Annotated in this window: 25 protein-coding genes; 8 read left to right on the forward strand and 17 right to left on the reverse strand. The window is 48.2% G+C overall.

The annotated features are described in order from the left end of the window. Positions 1-5 precede the first annotated feature (5 nt). The 8 genes from KTH89_RS15210 to KTH89_RS15245 form a co-directional block, all read right to left on the reverse strand. Positions 6-1,208, reverse strand: coding sequence for a substrate-binding domain-containing protein (locus KTH89_RS15210; RefSeq protein ID WP_238722255.1), 1,203 nt, complete (start codon positions 1,206-1,208; stop codon positions 6-8). Between the two features lie 45 nt (positions 1,209-1,253). Next, the gene (locus KTH89_RS15215) at positions 1,254-2,249 is read right to left on the reverse strand and encodes an ABC transporter permease (protein ID WP_238722256.1); all 996 of its coding nucleotides are present in this window, start codon (positions 2,247-2,249) and stop codon (positions 1,254-1,256) included. Positions 2,250-2,261: 12 nt separating this feature from the next. Next, on the reverse strand, positions 2,262-3,755 hold the full coding sequence (locus KTH89_RS15220) for a sugar ABC transporter ATP-binding protein (RefSeq protein WP_238722257.1): 1,494 nt from the start codon (positions 3,753-3,755) through the stop codon (positions 2,262-2,264). 31 nt (positions 3,756-3,786) lie between these two features. After that, positions 3,787-4,770, reverse strand: coding sequence for an ABC transporter permease (locus KTH89_RS15225; protein ID WP_238722270.1), 984 nt, complete (start codon positions 4,768-4,770; stop codon positions 3,787-3,789). A 32-nt stretch (positions 4,771-4,802) separates the two neighbouring features. Continuing rightward, on the reverse strand, positions 4,803-5,894 hold the full coding sequence (locus KTH89_RS15230) for an MBL fold metallo-hydrolase (protein WP_238722258.1): 1,092 nt from the start codon (positions 5,892-5,894) through the stop codon (positions 4,803-4,805). 193 nt (positions 5,895-6,087) lie between these two features. Next, positions 6,088-6,744 carry a GntR family transcriptional regulator gene (locus KTH89_RS15235; RefSeq protein WP_158346497.1) on the reverse strand — a complete coding sequence of 219 codons (657 nt, stop codon included), beginning with the start codon at positions 6,742-6,744 and terminating at the stop codon, positions 6,088-6,090. Positions 6,745-7,051: 307 nt separating this feature from the next. Further along, positions 7,052-8,539 (reverse strand): glycerol kinase GlpK, encoded by a 1,488-nt coding sequence (gene glpK / locus KTH89_RS15240; protein WP_158346499.1) that lies wholly within the window; start codon positions 8,537-8,539, stop codon positions 7,052-7,054. A 65-nt stretch (positions 8,540-8,604) separates the two neighbouring features. Continuing rightward, entirely contained in the window at positions 8,605-9,489 is an 885-nt protein-coding gene (locus KTH89_RS15245; protein ID WP_238722259.1) for a LysR family transcriptional regulator, read from the reverse strand. 115 nt (positions 9,490-9,604) lie between these two features. Here KTH89_RS15245 and KTH89_RS15250 point away from each other — a divergent pair, with 115 nt between their 5' ends. The 3 genes from KTH89_RS15250 to KTH89_RS15260 are packed head-to-tail and all read left to right on the forward strand — an operon-like array spanning position 9,605 to position 11,286. Beyond that, complete coding sequence (locus KTH89_RS15250; protein WP_158346503.1) at positions 9,605-10,189, forward strand: chromate transporter; 585 nt, start codon at positions 9,605-9,607, stop codon at positions 10,187-10,189. Continuing rightward, positions 10,186-10,749 (forward strand): chromate transporter, encoded by a 564-nt coding sequence (locus tag KTH89_RS15255; RefSeq protein WP_158346505.1) that lies wholly within the window; start codon positions 10,186-10,188, stop codon positions 10,747-10,749. Before KTH89_RS15250 ends, KTH89_RS15255 begins: the two co-directional genes overlap by 4 nt. 15 nt (positions 10,750-10,764) lie before the next feature. Further along, positions 10,765-11,286 carry a hypothetical protein gene (locus KTH89_RS15260; protein WP_238722260.1) on the forward strand — a complete coding sequence of 174 codons (522 nt, stop codon included), beginning with the start codon at positions 10,765-10,767 and terminating at the stop codon, positions 11,284-11,286. Positions 11,287-11,296: 10 nt separating this feature from the next. Here KTH89_RS15260 and KTH89_RS15265 read toward each other — a convergent pair whose 3' ends face one another. The 5 genes from KTH89_RS15265 to KTH89_RS15285 form a co-directional block, all read right to left on the reverse strand. Then, complete coding sequence (locus KTH89_RS15265; RefSeq protein WP_238722271.1) at positions 11,297-11,611, reverse strand: DUF1667 domain-containing protein; 315 nt, start codon at positions 11,609-11,611, stop codon at positions 11,297-11,299. A 68-nt stretch (positions 11,612-11,679) separates the two neighbouring features. Beyond that, positions 11,680-12,954, reverse strand: a complete 1,275-nt coding sequence (locus KTH89_RS15270; RefSeq protein ID WP_158346511.1) for an NAD(P)/FAD-dependent oxidoreductase — start codon at positions 12,952-12,954, stop codon at positions 11,680-11,682. 14 nt (positions 12,955-12,968) lie between these two features. Continuing rightward, on the reverse strand, positions 12,969-14,405 hold the full coding sequence (locus tag KTH89_RS15275; protein ID WP_238722261.1) for an NAD(P)/FAD-dependent oxidoreductase: 1,437 nt from the start codon (positions 14,403-14,405) through the stop codon (positions 12,969-12,971). A 333-nt stretch (positions 14,406-14,738) separates the two neighbouring features. Beyond that, positions 14,739-14,966 carry a PF20097 family protein gene (locus KTH89_RS15280; RefSeq protein ID WP_158346515.1) on the reverse strand — a complete coding sequence of 76 codons (228 nt, stop codon included), beginning with the start codon at positions 14,964-14,966 and terminating at the stop codon, positions 14,739-14,741. A 45-nt stretch (positions 14,967-15,011) separates the two neighbouring features. After that, complete coding sequence (locus tag KTH89_RS15285; protein ID WP_158346518.1) at positions 15,012-15,578, reverse strand: glycerol-3-phosphate responsive antiterminator; 567 nt, start codon at positions 15,576-15,578, stop codon at positions 15,012-15,014. A 203-nt stretch (positions 15,579-15,781) separates the two neighbouring features. Between KTH89_RS15285 and KTH89_RS15290 the strand changes: the two genes are divergently transcribed. The 4 genes from KTH89_RS15290 (at position 15,782) to KTH89_RS15305 (ending at position 18,466) form a co-directional block, all read left to right on the forward strand. Beyond that, positions 15,782-16,153, forward strand: a complete 372-nt coding sequence (locus tag KTH89_RS15290) for a GntR family transcriptional regulator (RefSeq protein ID WP_238722262.1) — start codon at positions 15,782-15,784, stop codon at positions 16,151-16,153. 19 nt (positions 16,154-16,172) lie between these two features. Beyond that, on the forward strand, positions 16,173-17,030 hold the full coding sequence (locus KTH89_RS15295) for an ABC transporter ATP-binding protein (protein WP_238722263.1): 858 nt from the start codon (positions 16,173-16,175) through the stop codon (positions 17,028-17,030). A gap of 1 nt (position 17,031) precedes the next feature. Beyond that, the gene (locus KTH89_RS15300; protein ID WP_238722264.1) at positions 17,032-17,673 is read left to right on the forward strand and encodes an ABC-2 transporter permease; all 642 of its coding nucleotides are present in this window, start codon (positions 17,032-17,034) and stop codon (positions 17,671-17,673) included. A 157-nt stretch (positions 17,674-17,830) separates the two neighbouring features. Beyond that, a complete protein-coding gene (locus KTH89_RS15305; RefSeq protein ID WP_238722265.1) occupies positions 17,831-18,466 on the forward strand; it encodes an ABC-2 transporter permease in 636 nt (211 codons plus the stop codon). 536 nt (positions 18,467-19,002) lie between these two features. On the opposite strand, the gene KTH89_RS15310 is transcribed toward KTH89_RS15305, so the two are convergent. Further along, on the reverse strand, positions 19,003-20,592 hold the full coding sequence (locus tag KTH89_RS15310) for a peptide chain release factor 3 (RefSeq protein WP_158348805.1): 1,590 nt from the start codon (positions 20,590-20,592) through the stop codon (positions 19,003-19,005). A 294-nt stretch (positions 20,593-20,886) separates the two neighbouring features. After that, entirely contained in the window at positions 20,887-21,930 is a 1,044-nt protein-coding gene (locus tag KTH89_RS15315) for a M15 family metallopeptidase (protein ID WP_238722266.1), read from the reverse strand. A 342-nt stretch (positions 21,931-22,272) separates the two neighbouring features. On the opposite strand from KTH89_RS15315, the gene KTH89_RS15320 reads away from it, so the two are divergent. Continuing rightward, positions 22,273-22,620, forward strand: coding sequence for a DUF1292 domain-containing protein (locus KTH89_RS15320; RefSeq protein ID WP_158348803.1), 348 nt, complete (start codon positions 22,273-22,275; stop codon positions 22,618-22,620). Between the two features lie 170 nt (positions 22,621-22,790). Here KTH89_RS15320 and KTH89_RS15325 read toward each other — a convergent pair whose 3' ends face one another. Both KTH89_RS15325 and KTH89_RS15330 read right to left on the reverse strand, forming a co-directional pair. Further along, the gene (locus KTH89_RS15325) at positions 22,791-23,282 is read right to left on the reverse strand and encodes a GNAT family N-acetyltransferase (RefSeq protein ID WP_238722267.1); all 492 of its coding nucleotides are present in this window, start codon (positions 23,280-23,282) and stop codon (positions 22,791-22,793) included. Positions 23,283-23,301: 19 nt separating this feature from the next. Then, the gene (locus KTH89_RS15330; RefSeq protein WP_238722268.1) at positions 23,302-23,451 is read right to left on the reverse strand and encodes a hypothetical protein; all 150 of its coding nucleotides are present in this window, start codon (positions 23,449-23,451) and stop codon (positions 23,302-23,304) included. Positions 23,452-23,673 lie beyond the last annotated feature (222 nt).

Below are 23,673 nucleotides of genomic sequence, written 5' to 3' on the forward strand. Positions count from 1 at the left end.
CTTTACTATTTAATTAAGTTCGGAGCAATTTCCGGATCATTCATATTATCAGTGTCATACCAAAATGCCGGAGTTTCTTCGTTTTGCACTGATTCTCCATTGGCGATCATAGTCAAAAGATCTACCGTTATCTGGCCTTGGAATCTGGGAGACTGCGTTACTGCGCCATACATAATACCATTTTCAATGGCATTGATAACCGTTGCGCCCGAATCAAATCCACATGCTATCACATTCCCGGCTGATGCGTCTTTGCCAAGTTTTCCTAATAGCTCATCTGCCGTAACAATTCCTTCCGCTGTTTCCTGATTTGTTCCCATAATACCAATCAAATCATCTTCATTTAACAAAACGCCTGCTTCTGTTGCGCATAATTCACTGGTTGCCTGTGAAGGAACTCTAACCTCGATTATTACATCTGCTGTTGCCGCATCGCCTTTTTCTTTTGCATCATCCACGTATTTATCACTGCCCGTAACGGCTGCTGTTTTCCCATCTGCTTTTACTAATTCCATCATTTTATCAATAAAACCAAGTCCTCTGTTTACGACAGAATCACTTGTTACATCCTGATTCACAACACCAATTCTAACAGGCTTATCCGATGCTGCGATAACATCTTTTAAAGCAGTGTACATATTTTCCGCTGCAATGCCGCCGGCATTATAGTTATCCGTGGATGCGGTTGCATATACACTTCCCTCAGGAGCATCCGGAACGCCTGAATTAAAACAAATAACCGGAATTCCTGCATCCATAGCCGCCTGCAAAGCCGGAAGTACCGCTTCTTTATCAACTGCTGCAATACCAATCCCATCTGGTTTGCTGTTTACCGCATTATTTAACATTTGAACCTGATCGGCTGTGTCGGTATTTGAATTCGGTCCGATTACCGTTACATTTACGCCTAACGCCGCAGCTTCGTCCTCTGCGCCTTTTGCCGCTGCTCTCCAGAAATCTGAGCTCATACTTTTAACAATGATTTGGAAATTATATTGTTCTTTTGCAGTAACATCCCCGTAAGCGGATTTCCCGCTGCCCGGTGTTTCAGCGTCTTTTTCTTCCGATCCCTCCGGTTCACTTGCCGGTGTCTGTGCAGGTGCTTCATCAGATGCTGCCGGTATTTCCTTCCCTTCTTGTCCGCATCCTGCCAACATTGTTAACGCCATAGTTACGGTAAGTAGTACAGATAACATTTTCTTTTTCATTTCCTTTTCCTCCTTAATTGTAAAGTGTGGGCATTAGCAAACGCTTTATCGCTGCCTTGCTAATCTTTTGTTTTTGATCACATCTATACCAACTGCTACTACTAGCACAATAGCAGTGATAATCTGCTGCCAATTTGCTTGTAAACCAACAAACGGAAGTCCTGTCTTTAATAATGCCATGATGAATACGCCTATTAGTGTTCCGGCTACAGAGCCAGAACCGCCGGCCATAGAGGTACCGCCGATTACAGCGGCTCCGATCGCGTCAAGCTCCAAACCTGCTCCTGTTCCCGGCGCTAAAGCCTGAAAGGTAGCCGCATAAGCAATGGCCGCTAAACCTGTAAAAAAACCGGAGATTACATAAGCGGTTATATGATATTTTTTGACGGATACGCCGGAAAGTTTTACAGCCTCCTCGTTGCTTCCGATCGCAATAATATACCTTCCTATTTTTGTATGGTTTAAAATATACGTCATAATTAAGACAAGTAATATTACCCACAAGAAACCGATCGGAACAACGACAGAACCTAATTTGATTCTAAAAATATCTCTGAACCAACCTTGGGCCGTCCCTTTCATCGGCCAGGTTACGCTCATTCCTCCAACAACGACAGAACCTAAGCCTCTGCAAAACATCATGCTTCCCAATGTAGCTATAAACGGAGGAATTCTTAGGTTAACCACTAAATGTCCGTTTATCAGGCCAAACAAAGTGCCTGCCAGAACAGTCACGAGCATGCCGACTATAACAGGGAATCCCTTTTCAACAACCAAAACCCCTCCCAATAAGCCATAGCACATCATCCCTGTTCCCAGGGACAAATCAACGCCTCCTGTAATAATTACAAAAGTTGCGCCAATTGCCATGAATGTTATGTAATAGGAGTAACTAAACAACGTAATTAACGTTGTATAATTTCTAAATGTTGGACTTAAAATACTAAACATTGCCAATAAAGCGATTAACACTAACAGGACAACTATCTTCTGCGTACCGATCCCTTTTATGATTGATTTTTTTGAAATAGAAGTGTTCATACTCTATCCCTCCTATGATTTTTGGGTTGCTGCAGACATAATTTTTTCCTGCGTTGCCTCTTCAATCTTTATCTCTCCTGTCTTTTTTCCTTCACACATGACGACAATTCGATCACTCATGCGCAGAATTTCTGTCATTTCAGAAGAAATCATGATAATTGATTTTCCTTGTTTTACTAATTCGTTCATCAGATGATAGATCTCATTTTTTGCTCCCACATCAATCCCTCTTGTAGGTTCATCAAAAATAAGAATTTCACAATCTCTTGCCAGCCATTTCGCTATTACCACTTTTTGTTGATTACCACCCGACAGATTATTGACAATTTCATCCACATTCGGAGTTTTGGTTTTTAATTCATCCACATATTTTTTTGCGACATCTTTCTCTTTTGTCCGATTCAGAAAATGTCCGTTTTTGAATTTTTCCAATGTTGGTAAGGTCGTATTTTCTAAAACCGATTTTGCCAATACTAATCCAAACTGCTTTCGGTCTTCAGATAAATAACCAATTCCATATTTCACAGCATCTTCCGGAGAATTTATTTCTACTTTGTTTCCGTGTATATAAATATCCCCGCTGTCCTTTATATCTGCCCCAAAGAGAGCCCTTGCCATTTCCGTTCTTCCGGCGCCCATTAATCCTGAAAATCCCAGGATCTCTCCCCGTTTTAATTCGAAACTTACATCCTGAACTCTTCTTCCGGCGCTTAAGTGATCGACTTTTAAAACAACAGGAGCGTTATCCTCTACGGCGCTCTTAGATTTTGGTTCCTCAAAGATGGTTCTTCCAACCATCATTTTGATAATGTCATCCTTTGTACACTCACTGGTAATCAGCGTACCCACATAAGCGCCGTCTCTCATAACCGTTATTCTGTCCGTGATCACTTTTATCTCATCCATACGATGGGATATATATACAATCGCTATTCCACGGTTTCTCAAATCTTTGATGATCTTAAAAAGCTGGACAATTTCAGTTTCAGTCAGGGCCGCAGTCGGTTCGTCAAACACGATTAATTTTGCATCAAATGATATTGCCTTTGCGATTTCACACATCTGCTGCTTCCCGACAGTCAGATTTCTCATACTTTCCTGTGGATTGATTGGAATTCCCAACATATCAAAAAGCTTCTGGGCTTCCTGCATCATCTTCGCATCGTCAATACCCATGCCCTTTCTTGGTTCCCTGCCAATAAAAATATTCTGGGCAACGGTAAGATGGTTAATCATATTCAATTCCTGGTGCACAATGACTATCCCCGCATCCTGCGCTTCTTTCGGAGTAGAAAAACTACGTGGTTGTCCTTCAAAAATGATTTCGCCTTCATCCTTTGTATAAATACCCGTAAGAATTTTCATAAGGGTTGATTTTCCGGCGCCATTTTCTCCCATGAGCGCATGAACCTCACCCTTTTTCATATTAAAATCAACATGATCAAGTGCATGAACGCCAGGAAACTGTTTGTCTATTCCTTTCATCGTTAAAATCATATCATCCATGATTTCTATATCCTCTCTAGCTCATTCATTCTTAATTTTTGCTTGTTTTACTTTTAACATCCAGATAAACAGCCACCACAACAATAACTCCTGTCAGCATATACTGATAGTCTTTCTGAAGTCCCATTGCCATAATACCTTCTTGTAAAACTGCAATAATGATTGTACCAAGAATTGTACCGCTGATTGATGCAATGCCTCCCGTCATAGAAGTTCCTCCCATAACGCAGCTTGCTATCGCATCGTTATTAAAAGTATCTCCCAGTCCGGGCTGCACCGTTGTATATGCACATACATAGAAAATAGCTGCCACACCCGCAAGCGTTCCACATACAACATACGCCAGCATTTCCCACTTTTTCACATTGATTCCGGATAGTCTTACCGCTTCCTTATTGCTGCCCAAGCATAAAATATATCTGCCCACCTGCGTTTTATGTAAGATCACCGCACATATCACTGCCGTTAATAATAGTAAAATCAGACCTGTTGGAAATTGGATTCCACCAATCCTGGTTGAAATTAAATTTCTAAACCATCCGTTTATTTCTGTAACCTGAGGCCATGAAACCGACTGTGTTTTAGTAAATACGGAACCGACGCCTTTGGCCGCCATCATGCCTGCCATAGATGATATAAAAGGCGGTATTCCTATGTAGGCAACCAGCAGTCCGTTCAGGACCCCAAATATCATTCCAACCAAAACCGCTACGACCAAACAAATGATTATCGGAAAATTTGATTTTGTCAGCAGGTGGCCTGATATTAAAGCTGCACAGAACATCACCGGTCCAATGGAAAAGTCGATCCCTCCCGTAGCGATAACGAATGTAACGCCTAACGCCAAAAAACCTAAAAAGCATACATAATTTAATGTACTTAATACTCGGGAGTAACTTAAAAATGTTGAATTTACTAATGCGAAAATCAGATACATTAGAATTATCACGCCAACAAGAATAATCCTATTCCATCCAATTTTTCTTACGAAAGGATACTCTTTTAATTTCTTCATCATAATCTCTCCTCCACATAGTAAGTAACGAATTATTTATTCTTTCCATATTTTCTTGCGTACTCACCATAGGAAATAGATTTTTCTGAATTATATCCCTCACTTTGATTTGGATAACGGTATCTCTTGATATCCTGATCGGCAGGATATATAAATTTTGCTCCTGGCCTCAGGATTACTGTTTTAATATTGGGGGTGTTCTCACTTACAAGTCTTTCAAACTGGCTGCATAATAATTCAGGATCACTGCACGTATTTGCCCAATTATCATAGTGGTCCGGAATTAGCACCTTTGCATGAAGTGTTTCCCCTAACCTTGCACAATCATACGGTGTCATTTTATCTGTTGCACCCGGCGCATTCATTCCCATATCAAAAATTGCCACATCTACTTTATAGTTTTCTCCAATTGCTTTGTAGGCGTCATTGTACCAAGTATCCCCGAGAAACATAATATTTCCGCCGGATGTTTTGAACAGGAAACTTACACAACAATTTTCGTATTTATCTAAGCTCACACCGTCACCTGTACGAATTACGGTGTCATCATAGTTCATTAAAAATTCCACTTCCACGCCGGGATATTTTACGGATTCTCCAATAATTGCTGTCTTAATTCTCTCATCCGGGACATCAAACCTTTTTAATTTTTCAACGGTTTTCGGAGGGGCCACGAAATCACAATTGGTTGTCTGCAAAGCTGCTTTAACCGTATACAAATCGCAGTGATCCTGATGATGGTGCGTGCTGAATGCCGCGTCTAACCGGTTGAATTTCCAAGGATCAATTAACTGCGGATTCATTCTCATCCAGTTAATCGTATTCGCTCCCGCTTGTTTACAAACGCCACAGTAATAATATTGTGTATAGTGGGAAGGTCCTGAATATACATCTATAAAAAAGATTGCGTCTTCATCCGTTTTTAACATCCAGGACGGGCCGCCTAACCACCATAATGCAACAGAGCCTTTTTCGACCTTTAAATCCTCTATCTCCTGATTCAGCAATGTACCCCACTCCGGGAAACAATCCTCCAGCCAGTCTTGTCTTGTCATAGTACGGTTTTCATTCAAATAATCACCGGCCAGAATTCCCCGTCCATCACTTCTCTCTATCTTGCTCATTTCAATTTCCTCCTACTCATTTGTAATATCAGTTGGCTTTATATAACTTATAATAGTATACATATTTTAATACTTCAATACTATTTTTAAATATTGTATACACTTTGTTATAAATGCACATATAAATTAATGAAAAAAGCAAAAAAAAAGAACATAATTTGTGCAAATTCACAAATTATGTTCTTTCCATTTTCTAGGTGTATAAGATAGCCGGAAAATCTTTTAAATGATAAAACCTCAGGCTCGGCTCCGTAATCTCTTTAAGCCCTGCTTCTAAATCTCCGTTTTCCAATGATTCCACGATTCGCAGGTGTGATCTATATTGTTCTTCGCAATCCTCTGATTGTAAATAATTAGCGGCTTGCAAATATTCTATCTGGATTATCAAACTTTTTTCCAATTGCATTAGAGAACGATTTTTCCCAATCGTGCATAATCCCCAATGAAAATCCGAATCACTTTTTATACGATTTAAAGCGTCACCTTTGCACGCCGCTTCGTAACATTTTTCGGCATAGCTTCGCAGCTTATCATATTCGGCCCTGCTTCCGAAATATGCAGCCTGTTTCAAAGCTAATCTGTCCATATAGATTTTCGTTATACCAATTTCTCTTACTCTGCTTTCATCGTAAATAGCAACCTCCGAAAATCTATTTGGATAGAGATTAATAATACCATCTTTCGCCAGGTCCCTCAGCGCTTCTCTGATTGGCGTTCTGCTGACATTGAATTTTTGAGCAATAGATGCTTCCGGAATCCTCTCACCAGGTTTTATCTGCAAATCCAAAATCATATCAATTAAATAATTATAAATCTGCTCAGAAATAACATTTGAAAATTTTTCTTTCATGATATTGTCCTCTCGTTTATCATATATCTTCAAAATAGTATACAATATCTTTTTATCAAATACAATATTCAGTAAATCGAAAAAACACTCTTTTTTATAATGAAATACGGTACCCCTCCGACTGCCTTCACAGACAACTTCAGAATACCGTAATCATTCTACTATTATCAATTTCACCGTATACGTTATCAGTTACAGCAGCTGAGTTTTTTTCTCCAGTCAACATAAAATAATATCTAATCTATAGCCAGCTACGGATCACCCTCCCATACCGGCAGATATTATATGCACACCATGCACACCTCTTCTACTCCGCCCATCCAAACGCACACTTCACAGCCTTTTTCCAACCCCGCAGCAATTTTTCCCGGTTATCCTCATCGATCTTCGGGCAGAACGTCTGGGACAAGGCCCAGTTGCTGCGGATCTCCTCTCTGCTCTTCCAGAATCCAACCGCCAGCCCGGCCAGATATGCGGCTCCCAAAGCGGTCGTCTCGATACAATCCGGCCGCAGCACATCCGTGTCCAGTATATCCGCCTGGAACTGCATCAGGAAGTTATTGGCGCAGGCGCCGCCGTCCACTTTGAGGCTTACCAGTTTGATCTTGGCATCGCTCTCCATCGCCTTACACAGATCGTAAGTCTGATAGGCCAAAGATTCCAGGGTCGCCCTCACCAGATGCGCCCGGTTAAATCCCCGGGTCAGTCCAACGATCGCTCCTCTGGCATACTGATCCCAATAGGGCGCGCCCAGTCCCGTAAAGGCCGGCACCACGTAGGCCCCCTCCGTATCCGATACGGACATGGCGTACTCTTCGGACTGTGGCGAAGAATCGATCACTTTGAGTTCATCCCGCAGCCACTGGATCGCTGCGCCTGCCACGAACACGCTGCCTTCCAGGGCATATTCCACTTTTCCGTCCAGACCGACCGCGATCGTGGTCAACAGTCCATTATTGGAAGCCACCGCTTCCTCACCGGTATTCATCAGCAGAAAACAACCGGTACCATAGGTGTTCTTGACCTCTCCCGGCTCAAAACAGCACTGGCCGAACAGCGCGGCCTGCTGGTCCCCGGCGGCTCCGGCCACCGGTATCCGTCCGCCGATTACCGAAGTGTCCGTGTAGCCGTAGATACAGCTGGACGGTTTCACCTCTGGCAGCATTGCCATCGGAATATCCAGCAGCTCTAAAATCTCTTGATCCCAGCAAAGGTTATGTATATCGTACAGCATTGTACGGGACGCATTGGTATAATCGGTCACAAAGCACTGGCCCTTGGTCAGGTTCCAGATCAGCCAGGTATCCACGGTGCCGAACAAAAGCTCGCCTTTTTTCGCCCGCTCTCTGGCTCCTTCCACATGATCCAGAATCCACTTGATCTTCGTCCCGGAAAAATAAGCGTCGGGGATAAGTCCGGTTTTCTGCCGGATCATGGGGGCATATCCCCGCTCTTTTAAGTCATCTATGATGCCGGAGGTCCGCCGGCACTGCCATACGATCGCGTTATAGACCGGGCGGCCTGTCTCCTTCTCCCAGACGATCGTCGTCTCCCTCTGGTTCGTGATTCCGATACCGGCGATCTCACCGGCCGTGGCGCTCACCTGATACATGGCCCACTTCATCACTTCCGTCATGGAATTCCAGATTTCCAAAGGATCGTGCTCTACCCATCCGGGCTGTGGATATATCTGGGTAAATTCCTTTTGAGCCACGCTGCACATCTGGCCCTTTTCATTAAATAAAATACAGCGGGAACTGGTGGTTCCCTGATCTAACGCCATTATGTACTTCATTGTTCAAACCTCCGTGTGTATATAGTTTTCAACTACCCCATTTAGCTTTATCATGTCTATCGACATTATATCATACTATCCTCCCCCGTACATAGGCGGATGAAGGATTTTGCCGCTTCGGTGAGGAATTTATTCCTGTGGCGGATTACGGAAAAGGACCTTTTCAAATCCAGACCGCGAATCCGGGTGCTGGCGATTTCCCCTTTTTCCAGGCTCTCCTTCACGAACAGATTCGGCAGCACCGACACTCCCAGTCCTTCCGCTACCGCCCGTATGATCGCCTGGGTACTCACGCTCTGCCAGGAGGGAACCACTTCGACCTTTTTAACCCGAAGCGCCTGATCGAAGATCTCCCTGCCCGCGCTTCCCCGTTCCCGCATGATAAAATCCACTCCCCTGAGCTCGTTGATATCGATATCCTCCCGGACCGCCCACGGGTGATCCACGGAACAGATTAGAACCAGCGGATCTTCCATAAAACATATCTTCTCTATATAAGAGCTGGCGACTTCCCCTTCCACCAGTCCCACATCGATCTCATTTTTCAGCACCGCCCTCTCCACAGCCTCCGTATTATCGATCTGCACATGCATCTGAATGGCCGGATAGAGCTTCTGGAACGCCTTCGCATACTCGGGCAGCAGATAGTTGCCGATGGTGATGCTGGCCCCGATCCGCAGTACCCCGATCTGATCCCAGTTCCGGACATCTTGTTCCAATTGGTCAAACAGTGATACAATGTGGATAGCATATTGCAAAAACTGCTTTCCGGCTTCGGTGATATAGAGCCGTCTGGCGATCCGGTCGAACAGCTTGACGCCGTAATATTCTTCCAGCTCCGCGATGGCGAGACTCGCCGCCGGCTGCGCGATAAAAAGCTTTTCCGCCCCGGCTGTAACGCTCTCACACTCACAGACCGCGACAAAGATTCTCATGTGCCGTAAAGTCATTTTTCCGTACCGCCTTCCTCCCACTTCATAAGAAATAATTATAATATTTATATTATTATATTATTTTACATATAAGTCTGTAAAGGATAAAATAAAAATGCAAGGAGGAATCTTCATGATCGATAAACCTAAAAAATATTGGAAATTATTTACCTCAACCTTTTTTCTCAGTTCCTTCACATTCGGAGGCGGCTATGTCATCATCCCGCTGATGAAAAGAAAATTCGTGGATGACCTTAAATGGCTGGAGGAGGAGGATATGCTGAACATGGCCGCTATCGCCCAATCCTCGCCGGGCGCTGTGGCCGTCAATGCTTCGATACTGCTGGGCTACCGGGTCGCAGGCGTTGTCGGGGCCGGTATCTCGATACTGGGCACCGTTCTGCCGCCGCTATTGCTGCTGTCTGTACTGTCCCTGTTTTATACCGCTTTTCGTAGTAACCCCATCGTCAGCGCGGTATTAGGCGGTATGCAGGCCGGAGTAGCCGCCGTCATCGCCGATGTCGTCATCAGCATGGGCGGCAATATCATAAAAGAAAAAAAGCTGTTGTATCTGCTGATCATGGCCGGAGCTTTTCTGGCCACCTATCTGTTCCACATCAACGTGATGTATATCATACTCGTCTGCGGCGCTCTGGGCGCTATCCAGACGCTGATTGCGCACCGGCAGAATAAGAAAAAGGAGAGTGTCCGGCCATGATTTATCTGCAGTTGTTCTGGAGCTTCTTCCAGATCGGATTATTCAGTATCGGAGGCGGTTACGCGGCCATGCCCCTGATCCAGAATCAGGTGGTGGATCTGCATCATTGGCTGACCATGACGGAATTCACCGACCTGATCACCATTTCCCAGATGACCCCGGGACCCATCGCCGTGAATTCCGCCACCTTTGTGGGGATCCAGATCGCCGGTTTCGGCGGGGCGGTCATCTCCACGCTGGGATGTATCCTCCCTTCCTGTATCATCGTCTCCCTGCTGGCTTTCCTGTATTTTAAATATCAGCAGTTAACCGTAATCCAGGGTGTGCTGAATGCCCTTCGCCCGGCCGTCGTAGCGCTGATCGCATCCGCAGGACTGACGATGATCATCCTGGCCTTTTGGGGAGAAGGCGGTTTCGTTCCGCAGCTTAGCGCCCTTCACATATCCTCGGTGGTTTTATTTTTTGCCGCCCTCTTTATCCTCAGGAAATGGAAACTAAGTCCCATCATGGTTATGGCCGGATGCGGGGTAATCGGCGGGCTCCTCTATTTTATACCGTAGAAAGGCGGGATCAGAATGAATCTGAAAATTGTCAAAACACCTCTGCTTTGGAAACTGGTCGACGAACAGAATCAGGTCGTGGCACGCCTCTTAGGGCGGCTTACCGGACCCGCGAAGACCGTATGCTCTCCAGACGGCACTTCCGTATATCTCGTCGACAAGGCGCCGTCTGCTGCACCCGGCGCGGCTGCCCAGTACCAAATGTACCGCGGCGCTTCCCTCTACGCCGTCGCCGATGTTCCGGGTCCTGATGAGCAGCCCCAGGATCTGTCCGTATCCCCCGCGTTTTTATTTCGTCCGCCGCGGATTCAAAAGATCCGTATTCAGGCCCCCGGAGGGCCTTATATCCTCCAGAGGATGGAGGACGGCCGCGTAACTGTCAGCTGCTCCGATCAGGATCTGGGCAGTATCTCTCCCTTTTTTAAAATGGGACATCAGATCCTGAGCCTGGCTCCCAAAACCGATCCTCTGTTTTTTGCCGGTATTTATGTGATGGCATATTATATGTCCCACGAGGACGATATTGACCTTGTATAGTGTGGGCAATTTATAAACGGTTCACCGTAGCAACCGCTGCCACACCGGTTCCGGCCACATCGGACAGTATGACATCCGAAATGTGGACCGGAGCCTTCACTTCCACCATTTTCAGAGCTTTTACAAAATCAAAAATCTTCTCCTTGGGTATGCTCCGCTCACTCTTTACCGACACGGTCTCATGGGGCCGGTCCGCAAGGCGCACCGTGGTGGTCACCATACGTTCCGGGTTTGTCACTTCGTTTCTGGCATACTGATCCCCTTTTTTGCAGGTGTTCCCTGAGACTGTCAGGATCTGTCCGTCCTTACATGTGACGGTTATCATGCAGCCCAGAGGACAGCCGATACAGACCAGCTCCCTTTTACCCTTTTCCGCTCTATCCTCTCTCACCGTCATTCCCCTCCCTTCTCGATCCGGATGGTGATCTTTTTCAGATCCGGATATTCTTCCAGCTTCTGCTTTTGCAGCTTGATTTCTTCCATCTCTCCCGGCGCCATGACCGGCCGCTTTTGCCGTTTGACGCAGGTATCGTCAAAATAGGTACAAATATAGCAGCCTTTGTATACATCCCCCACGCGGAAGCGTACCGTCAGCTTCTCTTCCATCCTGTCCGTATGGATATACTTCGGCACGGTATAGCGCACGCCGCCCTCCGCGGCCAGTTCCACACATCCGGCCTGTTCCGCACGTTTCGCCCCTTCCCGGATATAGCGGGCCGCATTCTTTCCCGCCGCGGCCGCCTCTTCCGATACATAATCCACCAGATCATGCACGTGCAGCACATTGCCGCAGGCAAATACGCCTTCCACGTTGGTCTCCAGGCTTTCATTCACCACGGGGCCTGAGGTGACCGGTTCCATATCCACGCCCATGCCTCTGGACAGTTCATTTTCCGGAATCAGTCCTACGGATAACAGGAGGGTATCACAGGATATATATTCCTCCGTGCCGGGTATGGGCTTCCGATGTTCATCCACCTGCGCCACGGTAACGCCCTTTACCCTTTCCTTGCCGTCGATGTCGATCACGGTATGGCTTAGCTTTAACGGAATGCCGAAGTCATCCAGGCACTGTACGATATTCCGCTTCAATCCGCCGGAATAGGGCATAAGCTCAGCCACCAGCTTCACCTTCGCGCCCTCCAGCGTCATTCTCCTGGCCATAATCAGGCCGATATCTCCGGAGCCCAGGATAACCACCTCCCTGCCGGGCAGGTATCCTTCCATATTCACCAGACGCTGGGCCGTTCCGGCGGAAAATATCCCGGCCGGCCGGTATCCGGGTATATTCAGGGCGCCCCTTGGCCGTTCCCGGCATCCCATAGCCAGTATGACCGCTTTCGCCCGGATCTGGAACAATCCTTCCTCCCGGTTCATGGCGGTAATGCATTTTTCGCTGCTGATGTCCATAACCATGGTGTTCAGCTTATATTCAATGCCCAGCTCGTTGACCCGGTCTATGAATCTGGCCGCGTATTCCGGCCCGGTCAGCTCTTCTTTGAATGTGTGCAGGCCAAATCCATTGTGAATGCACTGATTTAAAATTCCTCCCAGCGTGTGATCCCGTTCCAGAATCAGAACGCTTTCGATCCCCTGTTCCCTGGCCGAAGCCGCGGCAGCGAGCCCGGCCGGTCCGCCTCCGACAATGACGATATCATATGAAAGCATGCTTATATCCTCCTTTACCATCTGTCCTTGTTGATTCCCACAATGATCTTTGATTCTCCGCCGCTTTTGGTGAGTTCTTCCATCGGCAGTCCCAGCTCCCGTTCCAGGATTTCCATTGTTCTGGGGGAACAGAATCCCGACTGGCACCGTCCCATTCCCGCTCTGGTTCTCCGCTTTACACCGTCCAGAGACCTGGCTCCCACAGGCCTGTGGATCGCGTCCATGATTTCCCCCTCGCTGATCATCTCACACCGGCAGATGATAGTTCCATATTCCGGCTTCTGCCGGATCAGTTCGTTTCGTTTTTCCATTGGCAGCTCCGCCGGATTCAGGATTCCTTTTCTATTCGGAATAAATTCGGGATTAACCGGTAACTGCAGACTTTCCTGAATCTGCTCCGCCATCCAGACGCCGATAGCAGGCGCGCTGGTCAGTCCCGGTGATTCGATTCCCGCCGCGTCAAAAAAGTTCCTCGCATCCTTGGCTTCTCCCAGTACGAAATCATCCGAATCCTCATGGGCCCGCAGTCCGGCAAAGGATGTGATCACCTGGCGGATGGGAATATTCTTCACGGAATGTCCGACCTTATCTAACAGATAATCCAGCTCCTCCTGTCTGACGCAGGTCTCTTCCTTATTTTCCACATCCACCGCAGTTGGCCCCAGAATCAGGTTGCCATGAACGGTAGGGGCTACCAGAACCCCTTTTCCATATTCGCCGGGCAGCGGGAAGACCGTCCGGGCCACATGCTCTCCGGCCGTATGATCCAGCAGGCAGTAATCGCCTCTTCTGGGCGTGATATGTAACTTCTCGCCGCTGACCATATTGTGAATGGCGTCCGCATAGACACCGGCCGCGTTTACAATGGCCCTGGTGCGGAATTCCCCGCGGGTTGTATGAATCACATAGCCCTCTTCCTCCTTCCGGACCGCGTTCACCTCCGTGTCAAAGCGAAACTCGATACCGTTTACGGCCGCGTTCTCCGCATAGGCAATGGTCATGCCAAAGGGACAGACAATGCCCGCCGTGGGCGCGTAGAGGGCCGCCAGTACACCGTCTGCCAGGTTCGGCTCCATCTCATGCACCTCTTCCCGGCCGATGATCCGCATATCTTTCACACCGTTTTGGATCCCCCGGTCGTATAACTCCTGCAGCTTCGGCAGATCCTTCTCTTTGCGGCAGACCACCAGGGACCCATTTTTGACAAATGGAAAATCCAGTTCTTTGGAGACCGCCTCCATCATTTCGCTTCCCCTGATATTGAAAAGGGCTTTTTTCGTACCGGGCAGGGCGTCGAATCCGGCGTGGGCAATGGCGCTGTTGGCTTTCGAGGTTCCACAGCAGACATCTTCACATTTTTCCAATACGCAGGCCTTCACCTGGTATCTGGAAAGTTCTCTGGCAATGGCGCAGCCGGTAACCCCGGCCCCGATAATCACTACATCATACATCCTTCTTCTCTCCTTTTTTCTGGTTATTCTTCCGCTTTTATACCGGTTTTCTTTTGCGTCATCAGATCCTGTTCGGTTTTTCTTCCAAACTTCTTTTCAAACGCAAAAAAGCTAAGCCAAAATAAATCCTCACGGATCCGTTTTTTGCTTAGCTCTTAATCTCATGCAAATATGTATTCTATTTTTCTTCATTTACTATATCACAAATCTATAACTGCCACAACCTTTTTCTATTAAATCTTTTCCTAACTTTTCCTAAATCCTTTACTATTAGCTCAGCCTGAAATCAACAAGAATACATCGGCTGCCGGCATTTTCCTTTTTGATCCTATACTAAATATCTTCTTTTTCCGAATAATCGATCACTATTTTTTTACATTCTTGACAGCAAAACGCATTCGCTATGGAAACTGCCCCACCAAAGGAATTCCGGGCCAACTGGATACCGTCTCCTTTTCTTATGATGGCCGGTTGATATCTTTCTTTTCTCCATGCAATCGCACGGGCATCTGATGTGAGATACCCCATCTCCATTTCCCGATTACAGAAAGGACATTTCATACTTCTTCCCCCTTTAGATTCCTATATACAAAAAACGACCGGTTATTATAAAAACCAAACGTCCGGATTCGTCGACGATATCGCCGCCGCTCCCGCGCTTAGCGCTCCCATAACATCCTCTTTATCCGTAATCAGCCCGCCCGCAATGACCGGAACTCTGGACAAGGTACATATTTTCCGTATAATCTTCGGCATCACTCCCGGCAGTATCTCGATCACGTCGGGATGAACGCTGTCATTCTGCCGCTCAATGTTGGAAAGCGCCATGGAGTCTATAATAAAATGGCGCAGCACCGTATATAAGCCAAGCTCCGAGGCTTTTTTGACCAATGCCGGCTTCGTGGTAATAATGCCGTCCGCTCCGGTATGCCTTTGGATAAATTCCACCGCGATCTCCCTGGAGGTAAGCCCGGCGATCAAATCCACATGAACCATGGCAGTCTTTCCGCTCTCCTTAATACGGTCCACAATCTCCGGTATATTCATCAGATCTCCATAAAGAACAAATATAATATTCCCCTCCGCGCGCAGGCTCTGTTCTAACCCTTCCGGATCTTTCACCGCGGCTATTACTGGGCAGTCTTCAATCAATTCCGCAAACGTCTGTTTCACAGCAGCACCCCTTTCTCTATCAAAATCAAGTGGCCTGCCGATATTATACCACGATTCCGGCAACATGAATACCCTTCTGCCGCCGCCATAGGAATCCCACCATAAGAAGCGTAAAAATACGAATCCGCATAAATCTATTGACAACTGTGTATTAATATGATATACAGTTATATACAGACTATTACAGTAGGTGGTGAAACTTTTTGGATATCCTGATAAATAACGCCTCGGAAATACCAATCTACCGGCAGATTAAAGATCAGATCAAGGACGCGATCTATACCGGGCAGATAAAAGAGGGGGAAATCCTCCCCTCCATCCGGAAGCTGGCCAATGAGACCATGGTCAGTGTCCTGACCACTAAGCGGGCATACGACGAGCTGGAAGCCGAAGGCTATGTAAACAGCGTGCCCGGCAAAGGCTTTTTCGTCTCCTCCACGAATATGGAGCTGTTCCGGGAGGAAAAGCTGCGGCTCGTGGAAAGCAAGCTGCTGGAAGCCTACGAGACCGGCCAATCCGCAGGCCTTACCAAAGAAGAGATGCTAGAAATGATGTCGATACTCTACGAGTCCTGACAGAAAGGAAGTTACCCCTATGAACAATGTATTGGAAATCAGCCATCTTACCAAAAAATATAATCGTAAAACCGTATTAAACGATATCAGCTTCTCCGCGGAGCTAGGCCAGATCACCGGTTTCATCGGAGTCAACGGAGCGGGAAAAACAACCACCATCAAATCCATCCTGGGTCTGGTAAAAAAGGACGCGGGTGAGATCCGCCTCTTCGGACAGACAATGGAAGAGAACGAGCGGGAAATCAAAAACCGCATCGGCGTTGTATTTGACAAAGGGTATTTCTATGAAAACCTGTCCTTGAACGATATGAAAAATATACTGGCGCCGGCCTATTCGAACTGGGATGAGAATGCCTTCAAACGCTACGCGCGCCAGTTCAAGCTTCCGCTCAGTTACCACATCAGCGACCTCTCCAAAGGAATGACCATGAAATACGCCATCGCCCTGGCTTTGTCCCACCACGCAGACTTCCTCCTCATGGACGAACCAACCTCGGGTCTGGATCCTCTGATTCGGAATCAACTGCTGGGCATCCTGCGGGAATATATGGAAGAAGGAAACAAATCCGTCTTCTTCTCCACCCACATCACCACCGACCTGGATAAAATAGCAGACCGCATCGTCATGATCGACAATGGCAAAATCGTATTGGACGAATACAAAGACGATCTTCTGGAAAAATATACGCTGGTCAAGGGCAGTAAAGACGAACTGACCCCAGCGCTTCGGGCCTCCTTCCTACATATGGAAGAGCACGGCTTTCATTTCGAAGGGCTGACCTGTGATTCCGCGGCTGTAAAACGCGGACTTACAAAAGCGGTTTTCGCCAAACCAACTATCGAGGATATCATGATGGCTTTTGCCGGGAGGTCCTGACATGATCCTGACCGCATTAAAAAAAGATCTGATCCTGATCAAACGCAGCCTGATAATGGTGCTCCTGCAGTATTACCTGATGCTTCTCGCAGCTACGGTCCTGCTGCCCTCAGCGGTTGAAGCCTTCCCATCCCTGGGATACCTCCTCTGCTTATGCATCACCACCGGGCTGATCTACAGCCTCCTGTTCGAAGCCGACAGCAAATATCACATCCACGCCCTGCTGTTCTCCACGCCGATGACTCCCTCCTGTATCCTATACGGCCGTTATCTCATAGGATACTGTACCTGGATATCCGCCACCCTCCTGTATATCCTGCCGGGATTCTTCCCGCCGGTCCGCCGGCTTCTTCCTCCGCTGGACCTACACATGGCAGCAGGGGGCCTGCTGCTGACCACGATCCTGTGCGCTCTGCTGGTCCCGCTCCACGCCCTGCTGGAAGAAACGAAAGCCTCGCTCCTGGCCATGCTGATCCTGGCACCTGCTTTTCTGCTGGTATTCCTGCTCTGCGAGGCCATGGGGCATTTCTTTCCCCGCTTGTCCCCCCTTGTACTCATCCTGTTACTCCTGCCTGTTACAGCCCTGGCCTCCTATCTCTCCATCCGCTTTACCCGGCCGCGCTTAATAAAGAAAGAGTATTAGATGCGGGGAAGAATTCATACAGTACCGGGCGGTGAATGCTGTGAATCAGCCCGAAGGGCTTGTAATAATAGGATACTGTAATAGGATACCGTTAAGTATAGCTTTTAGTATGAACGGAACTTAAAAATAGAAGTCTATAAAGAAAGGAGCCTGCTCCATGTACTATACCCTAATCAAAAAAGACTATCTTCTCTGCGGTGACACGCTCACCGGAATCCTTTTGATCGGCGCCTGTATCAGCTGCGGCCTTTACCTGATAGATCCCGGCAACGTCCTGGGACTGCTGCCGGCCGTCAGTGTAGCCACCTTCCTTGGCTTCTCCACCCTCGCCAAAATCCTGGAGAAGAGCCATGCCAACCCTACCCTCATCACATCCCCCTATGGCCGGCTGCGCCTGCTCCTGGCCCGCTACCTGGGCTGGTGCGGCTACAGCTACGCCATTCTAATCCTCTCCCTGCTGCTCACCGGCCTGCTCTACGCCCTGCCGTTCTCCTCTCTTCCCTCCGTATACTATCCTCTCTCCGACATCCTGTGTGTGGCGGCCTTTCAGACCGTGCTGCTGGCACTTTTGATCCCCTGCTATACCCTGCTCCCCAGCCAGTGGACTACCACAGCCTTTCTAATTCTGGTCCTGCTGGTCAACCTGCTTCCCCGCTTATTTAAGTCCCTGTCCATCTCGTTCAACCCGTTGAAGGATTTCACCCCTTCTCCCCTGCTGCTTTTCCCTGCCATCCTATTCCTGCTCCTCTCCTTCCTGCTCACGGTCCTGCTCTATCGGCGTAAGGAGTTCTGAACTTTAGTTCTTTAATAAACCCGCATTTTATAACAGGGCAAAAAGGAACGGTCGCACTAACTTAGCTATCTTCCTGTGGGCTTCCTATGCCCGCTGCTTAGGGCTTGGAACCGAGGGCGGTATCCGGGGACGCTATCCTGGGACGGCTCCGGGCGGCCGGGTTCTTTTGTATCTCCCTGGGAGCGCATAGGGCGGCTGTGAATACGCTTAGCGAAATCGGAAAGCCGGGTTCAGGATGCACGGCGGACTTCACGTCCGACGGGCAAGAGCCTCTGAACCGGGAACACATCACGTGTTCCTGGTGAATAGGCTCGGTTCCTGAACCCGGCTTTTCGATTTCACTTAGCGTATTCCAGCGCTAGCCCTCCGCGCTCCCAGGGAGATACAAAAGAACCCGGCCGCTCGGAGCCGTCCCAGGATAGCGTCCCCGGATACCGCCCTCGGTTCCAAGCCCTAAGCAGCGGGCATAGGAAGCCCACAGGAAGATCGCTAAGTTAGTGCGACAGTTGTTTCTTCTTACTTCAAAAGGTTCCGCTCTAGGATCTCCCGAATTCCGAGAGGATCAGCCCCTTATTCCGGTCTAGGGTCATGCCGATGCTCCAGCTGTTCACAAAGAGCAGCAAAGGCCGTCCCTTCAGATCCTGGATCTTCTTCATATCGGAAGTTCCGGTCAGGGAATCCATATCGATATCCGTATTTTCAATCCAGCGGATATACTCATAAGGAAGATTTTCCATGATAATCTCCACGTTATACTCATTATTCAAACGGTATTTTAAGACGTCAAACTGCAGAACGCCGACCACTCCCACGATAATCTCTTCCAAACCGCTGTGCAGCTCCTGGAAGATCTGGATCGCGCCTTCCTGGGCGATCTGGGTTACCCCTTTGACGAACTGCTTGCGTTTCATGGTGTCCACCTGCCGGACGCGGGCGAAATGCTCCGGTGCAAACGTAGGGATTCCTTCGTATGCAAATTTCCTGCCGGGGCTGCAGAACGTATCCCCGATGGAAAAAAGGCCGGGATCAAACACCCCGATAATATCACCGGCATAAGCCTCCTCCACAACTTTCCGCTCCTGGGCCATCAGCTGCTGAGGCTGGGATAGGCGCATTTTCTTTTCCCCCTGCACATGGTACACTTCCTGGGAGGCGTCGAATTTTCCGGAACAGATCCGCATGAACGCGATCCGGTCCCGGTGCGCCTTATTCATATTCGCCTGAATCTTAAACACAAACGCGGAAAAATCTTCGCTGACCGGATCGATAACCCCCACATCGGCGAATCTGGGCAGCGGCGCTGTGGTCATTTTCAGGAAATGCTCCAAAAAGGTCTGGACTCCGAAGTTGGTGAGAGCAGATCCGAAGAATACCGGAGACAGCTCTCCCGCCTGAACCTCATCCAGCCGGAACGGCGTGCTGGCGCCGTCCAGCAGTTCGATCTCATCGGTCAGCTTGCCGAAAGCCTCTTTCCCGATGATCTCCTGGATTTTAGGATCATTGATGGAAACTTTGGTAATCTCTCCCTCTTTCGTTCCCCTCTGGGTGTCGCTGAACAGAGACACTTCCCTGTCATTTCTGTCATAGACTCCCTGGAACGCCTTTCCGGAACCGATGGGCCAGTTCATGGGACAGGTGGCGATTCCCAGCTCCTTCTCGATCTCATCCAGCAGATCGAAGGTATCGTTGGCCTCCCGGTCCATTTTATTGATAAAGGTAAAAATCGGGATTTTCCGCATAACGCAGACCTTGAACAATTTTCTGGTCTGGGCCTCCACACCCTTGGACGCGTCGATGACCATGACCGCGGAATCCGCCGCCATCAGTGTCCGGTAGGTGTCCTCGGAGAAATCCTGATGCCCCGGGGTGTCCAGAATATTGATGCAGTATCCGTCGTACTCAAACTGCAATACAGATGACGTTACGGAGATTCCTCTTTCCTTTTCAATCTCCATCCAGTCAGAGACCGCATGTCTCGCTGTTGCTTTCCCCTTTACGCTGCCCGCCAGATTAATAGCGCCTCCATATAGAAGCAGTTTCTCCGTCAGCGTTGTTTTACCCGCATCGGGATGGGAAATTATCGCAAATGTTCTTCTTCTTTGTATCTCTTTTTTATTATCCGCCAATTAAGCCTTCCTCCTACCCATCTCTTTCACTGTTGCCGCAGCTTTGCAGCCGTAGCTTTCACTCTTGCCGTAGAAAAGGAGCTGCGTACTCACAGCCCCCGGCATTACACTCTTATCCTAAATAATATCATACAAAAACCGCCATAAGTCAAGACCCTGGAACTAATTTGCTTGAATTTCACCTGACTTTTAACTGCCGGAAGGGTTCTTCCCCGGGTTTGGGTATGCCCGCTGCTTAAGGCAGAAATGCGTATCGGTGTCCCGGGATGCTCCGGGAAGGAATCCCATCCCTCTTTATCCGGCATAACCGATATCTGTCTCGTCCGGGCTGTGCTCTATGTATTTCACATAATACTCTTCCAGGGTATTGATCCCCCTGGCCTTCATATCCGCAGCGGTTTCAACGCCCACATAGGTGATATGCCACGGCTCGTATTCATAACCGGTAATCTCTTCCTCTCCTTCGGGGTAACGGACAATGAAGCCGAACTCCCCGCAGTGTTTTTCCACCCATTCCGCGGCCTGCGTTCCCGCAAAGGCCCGAAGCGTACTCTGTCCGGTGTTGATGTCCACCGTCAGCCCGGTCTGATGCTCGGAAAATCCTTCTCTGGAACTGAAGGTATCCACTTCCTCCTCCGATTGGCGTTTCATATAATTGTTATGCAGATTTTCCTGATACTGATAGGTCCGGAAGGCGGAGACGGGCTGCAGATAGAAACCTGCGGTCTTCGCGGCTTTTTTCAGTTCTTTGAACGCCTCGGCTGCTGTCTTTTCCATCCGTTTCCCTTTTCCGACGCTGACCAGCTGCTTCGGAGCGTAATCCTTCGGCAGATAGCGGTATTTGTTGACCAGCATGGGACCTGCCTCAACCACCTCAGCCGCTTGTGCCATCGTATAGAATTTATGATCCAGTCCCACATTTACCATCCATACCACGTCTCCCGCAGGCAGATCCGGATTCTCCTGCTGGAATGCCTCGTAGCGGTACTGCTTGTCCTTCTCATAATAATAAAACGACTCAAAGGGATTCTCGTCTTCCGGTTCCGCCGTCTCCTCCGGATTGGAACCGGCTTCCTCCCCTTCCTCCAAAGCGTCTCCCGTTAAAGCCTCTGCGGCATATACTTCGTTCAATTCATACTTTTGCTTGAGCAGATCATTGGCAGGCCCTTCCTGGCCTAATGCTCCCCAAGCGAAATCCAGCGCGGCGAATCCGCCAATCAGGACACAAAAAAAGAACAGCATGCGCCTAATTAGCTGCATTCTCTTCTGTCGTCTCTGCTTCTTAATTTTTTTCCTGGAATACTCCCATTCCCACTCCTGGTCCATTTTCATTTTCATTTAATCTATTCTCATCCTATAATCAGTATTTACACCCGTTTCCATCCTCCGATGTGTTCCCCCCACGACCGGTATCCAAAGCCAGCTCTTCCATAATTTAACATGAGTTTATTATAATTCATCTTCCAGGTTTATACAAGCCAAAAGCCCATTTCCTTCTGGTATTTTTATCCAGCCGATTCAACAACTTTTGAACAGCTCCGACAGCCTTCCCCCACATCCGGCAAAATATTGCCATACCGATCTTTTCAATTTATCCAGATTCTATCTATAAAACCTTGCAATTGCAGGACAAGTCTGATACAGTGGAAATACCTAAAAAGAAAGAAAAGAGGTATAAATATGAGTGAACATAATCACGACTGTGAATGCGGATGTGGATGCGGATGCGGCCACGAGGAAGAAGAAGTTACCGTAACTTTGACACTGGATGACGGCTCCGAAATGGAATGCGCCGTACTGACCATCTTCCCCGCCGGTGAGAACGAATATATCGCACTGCTTCCCTTAGAGCCGGAAGAAGACGACGAAGAAGGCGAAGTATATCTGTATCGTTATAAAGAAACCGCAGACGGTGAGCCGGAACTGGAAAATATCGAAGACGACGACGAATATGAAAAAGTAGCGGATGCCTTCGACGAACTTCTGGACAGCGCTGAATTTGATGAATTACTGGAAGAAGACGAGTAAATAAGCGCCCCAAAAGGCAGATCCACAAAAAAAACAGCGCCGCCAATCCCATTTGGACAATCCCGAAAATTCTCCAAATGAAATTGGCGGCGCTTTTGTCTGCGCTAACTTATGCCGATCCGCGCAAAGCTCCCCCTCACTTCCTCCCAGCTTCCAAACTCCCGGCAAAATCATAAAACATAATAATGTGGAATAATGTCCTCATATGTACCATCCTTCATCAGGAATCCCCCGGGAATCGTTCCCAGCCTGACAAATCCCAATTTTTCATATAAATAAAGAGCGGGCTTATTTGACTTTACGACCGCATTAAATTGCAACACGCGGAAACCCAGTTCTTTTGCCTTCCCCAGACAATGAAGCACCAGCTTTTCACCGATATGCTGTCCCCGAATCTCCTTTTTTACCGCATAACTGGCATTGCAAATATGGCCGCAGCGTCCCACATTATTCGGATGCAGAATATAAAGTCCCACGATCAAGCCGGTATCTGCATCGTAAGCCACTCCGGTAAAAGACTGCTCCCGAAAAAAGGCGTCTCCCGAAATCTCATCCAGCAGATCCATTTGGGGAAAAGCGACCCCGTCCTCCACAACCTCGTTCCATATATCCGCCGCATCCCTTACATCATGATTCTCATAAGCTCTTATCTCTATGTTCATATCTATCCTCCATGTTTACTCACTGTACTATCTTAATTTTCCGTACTATATTAATTCTCCGTACATCTAACTGCCCCACCTCATCCATCAATTCTAAAACATCCCCCGCGAACAGATCCGCTGCTAACCTCCCCTTCGGCACGCAGCCCCAATCCCCATCCTTCCGCATAACTCCGTCCTCACCAAACCAGGAGCGGGCAGGCGCAAGGGCGGTTTCCGGGGATGCTCCCGAAGGCCGGGGGCTGTTGTGTCTCCCTGGGAGCGCATAGGGCGGCTGAGCACCCGCTTAGTAGAATCGGAAAGCCGGGTTCAGGATGACCGGCGGACTTCACGTCCGACGGGCAAGAGCCTCTGAACCGGGAACACATCACGTGTTCCTGGTGAATAGGCT

It is taken from the genome of Diplocloster agilis, assembly GCF_019042275.1.
GTDB lineage: Bacteria > Bacillota > Clostridia > Lachnospirales > Lachnospiraceae > Diplocloster > Diplocloster agilis.

What these genes read in the sequence shown, in the direction of transcription:
- KTH89_RS15210 (WP_238722255.1), bottom strand. Translation starts at nt 1,208, where the DNA reads ATGAAAAAGAAAATGTTATCTGTACTACTTACCGTAACTATGGCGTTA.
- KTH89_RS15215 (WP_238722256.1), bottom strand. Translation starts at nt 2,249, where the DNA reads ATGAACACTTCTATTTCAAAAAAATCAATCATAAAAGGGATCGGTACG.
- KTH89_RS15220 (WP_238722257.1), bottom strand. Translation starts at nt 3,755, where the DNA reads ATGGATGATATGATTTTAACGATGAAAGGAATAGACAAACAGTTTCCT.
- KTH89_RS15225 (WP_238722270.1), bottom strand. Translation starts at nt 4,770, where the DNA reads ATGAAGAAATTAAAAGAGTATCCTTTCGTAAGAAAAATTGGATGGAAT.
- KTH89_RS15230 (WP_238722258.1), bottom strand. Translation starts at nt 5,894, where the DNA reads ATGAGCAAGATAGAGAGAAGTGATGGACGGGGAATTCTGGCCGGTGAT.
- KTH89_RS15235 (WP_158346497.1), bottom strand. Translation starts at nt 6,744, where the DNA reads ATGAAAGAAAAATTTTCAAATGTTATTTCTGAGCAGATTTATAATTAT.
- glpK (WP_158346499.1), bottom strand. Translation starts at nt 8,539, where the DNA reads ATGAAGTACATAATGGCGTTAGATCAGGGAACCACCAGTTCCCGCTGT.
- KTH89_RS15245 (WP_238722259.1), bottom strand. Translation starts at nt 9,489, where the DNA reads ATGACTTTACGGCACATGAGAATCTTTGTCGCGGTCTGTGAGTGTGAG.
- KTH89_RS15250 (WP_158346503.1), top strand. Translation starts at nt 9,605, where the DNA reads ATGATCGATAAACCTAAAAAATATTGGAAATTATTTACCTCAACCTTT.
- KTH89_RS15255 (WP_158346505.1), top strand. Translation starts at nt 10,186, where the DNA reads ATGATTTATCTGCAGTTGTTCTGGAGCTTCTTCCAGATCGGATTATTC.
- KTH89_RS15260 (WP_238722260.1), top strand. Translation starts at nt 10,765, where the DNA reads ATGAATCTGAAAATTGTCAAAACACCTCTGCTTTGGAAACTGGTCGAC.
- KTH89_RS15265 (WP_238722271.1), bottom strand. Translation starts at nt 11,611, where the DNA reads ATGATAACCGTCACATGTAAGGACGGACAGATCCTGACAGTCTCAGGG.
- KTH89_RS15270 (WP_158346511.1), bottom strand. Translation starts at nt 12,954, where the DNA reads ATGCTTTCATATGATATCGTCATTGTCGGAGGCGGACCGGCCGGGCTC.
- KTH89_RS15275 (WP_238722261.1), bottom strand. Translation starts at nt 14,405, where the DNA reads ATGTATGATGTAGTGATTATCGGGGCCGGGGTTACCGGCTGCGCCATT.
- KTH89_RS15280 (WP_158346515.1), bottom strand. Translation starts at nt 14,966, where the DNA reads ATGAAATGTCCTTTCTGTAATCGGGAAATGGAGATGGGGTATCTCACA.
- KTH89_RS15295 (WP_238722263.1), top strand. Translation starts at nt 16,173, where the DNA reads ATGAACAATGTATTGGAAATCAGCCATCTTACCAAAAAATATAATCGT.
- KTH89_RS15300 (WP_238722264.1), top strand. Translation starts at nt 17,032, where the DNA reads ATGATCCTGACCGCATTAAAAAAAGATCTGATCCTGATCAAACGCAGC.
- KTH89_RS15305 (WP_238722265.1), top strand. Translation starts at nt 17,831, where the DNA reads ATGTACTATACCCTAATCAAAAAAGACTATCTTCTCTGCGGTGACACG.
- KTH89_RS15315 (WP_238722266.1), bottom strand. Translation starts at nt 21,930, where the DNA reads ATGAAAATGAAAATGGACCAGGAGTGGGAATGGGAGTATTCCAGGAAA.
- KTH89_RS15320 (WP_158348803.1), top strand. Translation starts at nt 22,273, where the DNA reads ATGAGTGAACATAATCACGACTGTGAATGCGGATGTGGATGCGGATGC.
- KTH89_RS15325 (WP_238722267.1), bottom strand. Translation starts at nt 23,282, where the DNA reads ATGAACATAGAGATAAGAGCTTATGAGAATCATGATGTAAGGGATGCG.
- KTH89_RS15330 (WP_238722268.1), bottom strand. Translation starts at nt 23,451, where the DNA reads ATGCGGAAGGATGGGGATTGGGGCTGCGTGCCGAAGGGGAGGTTAGCA.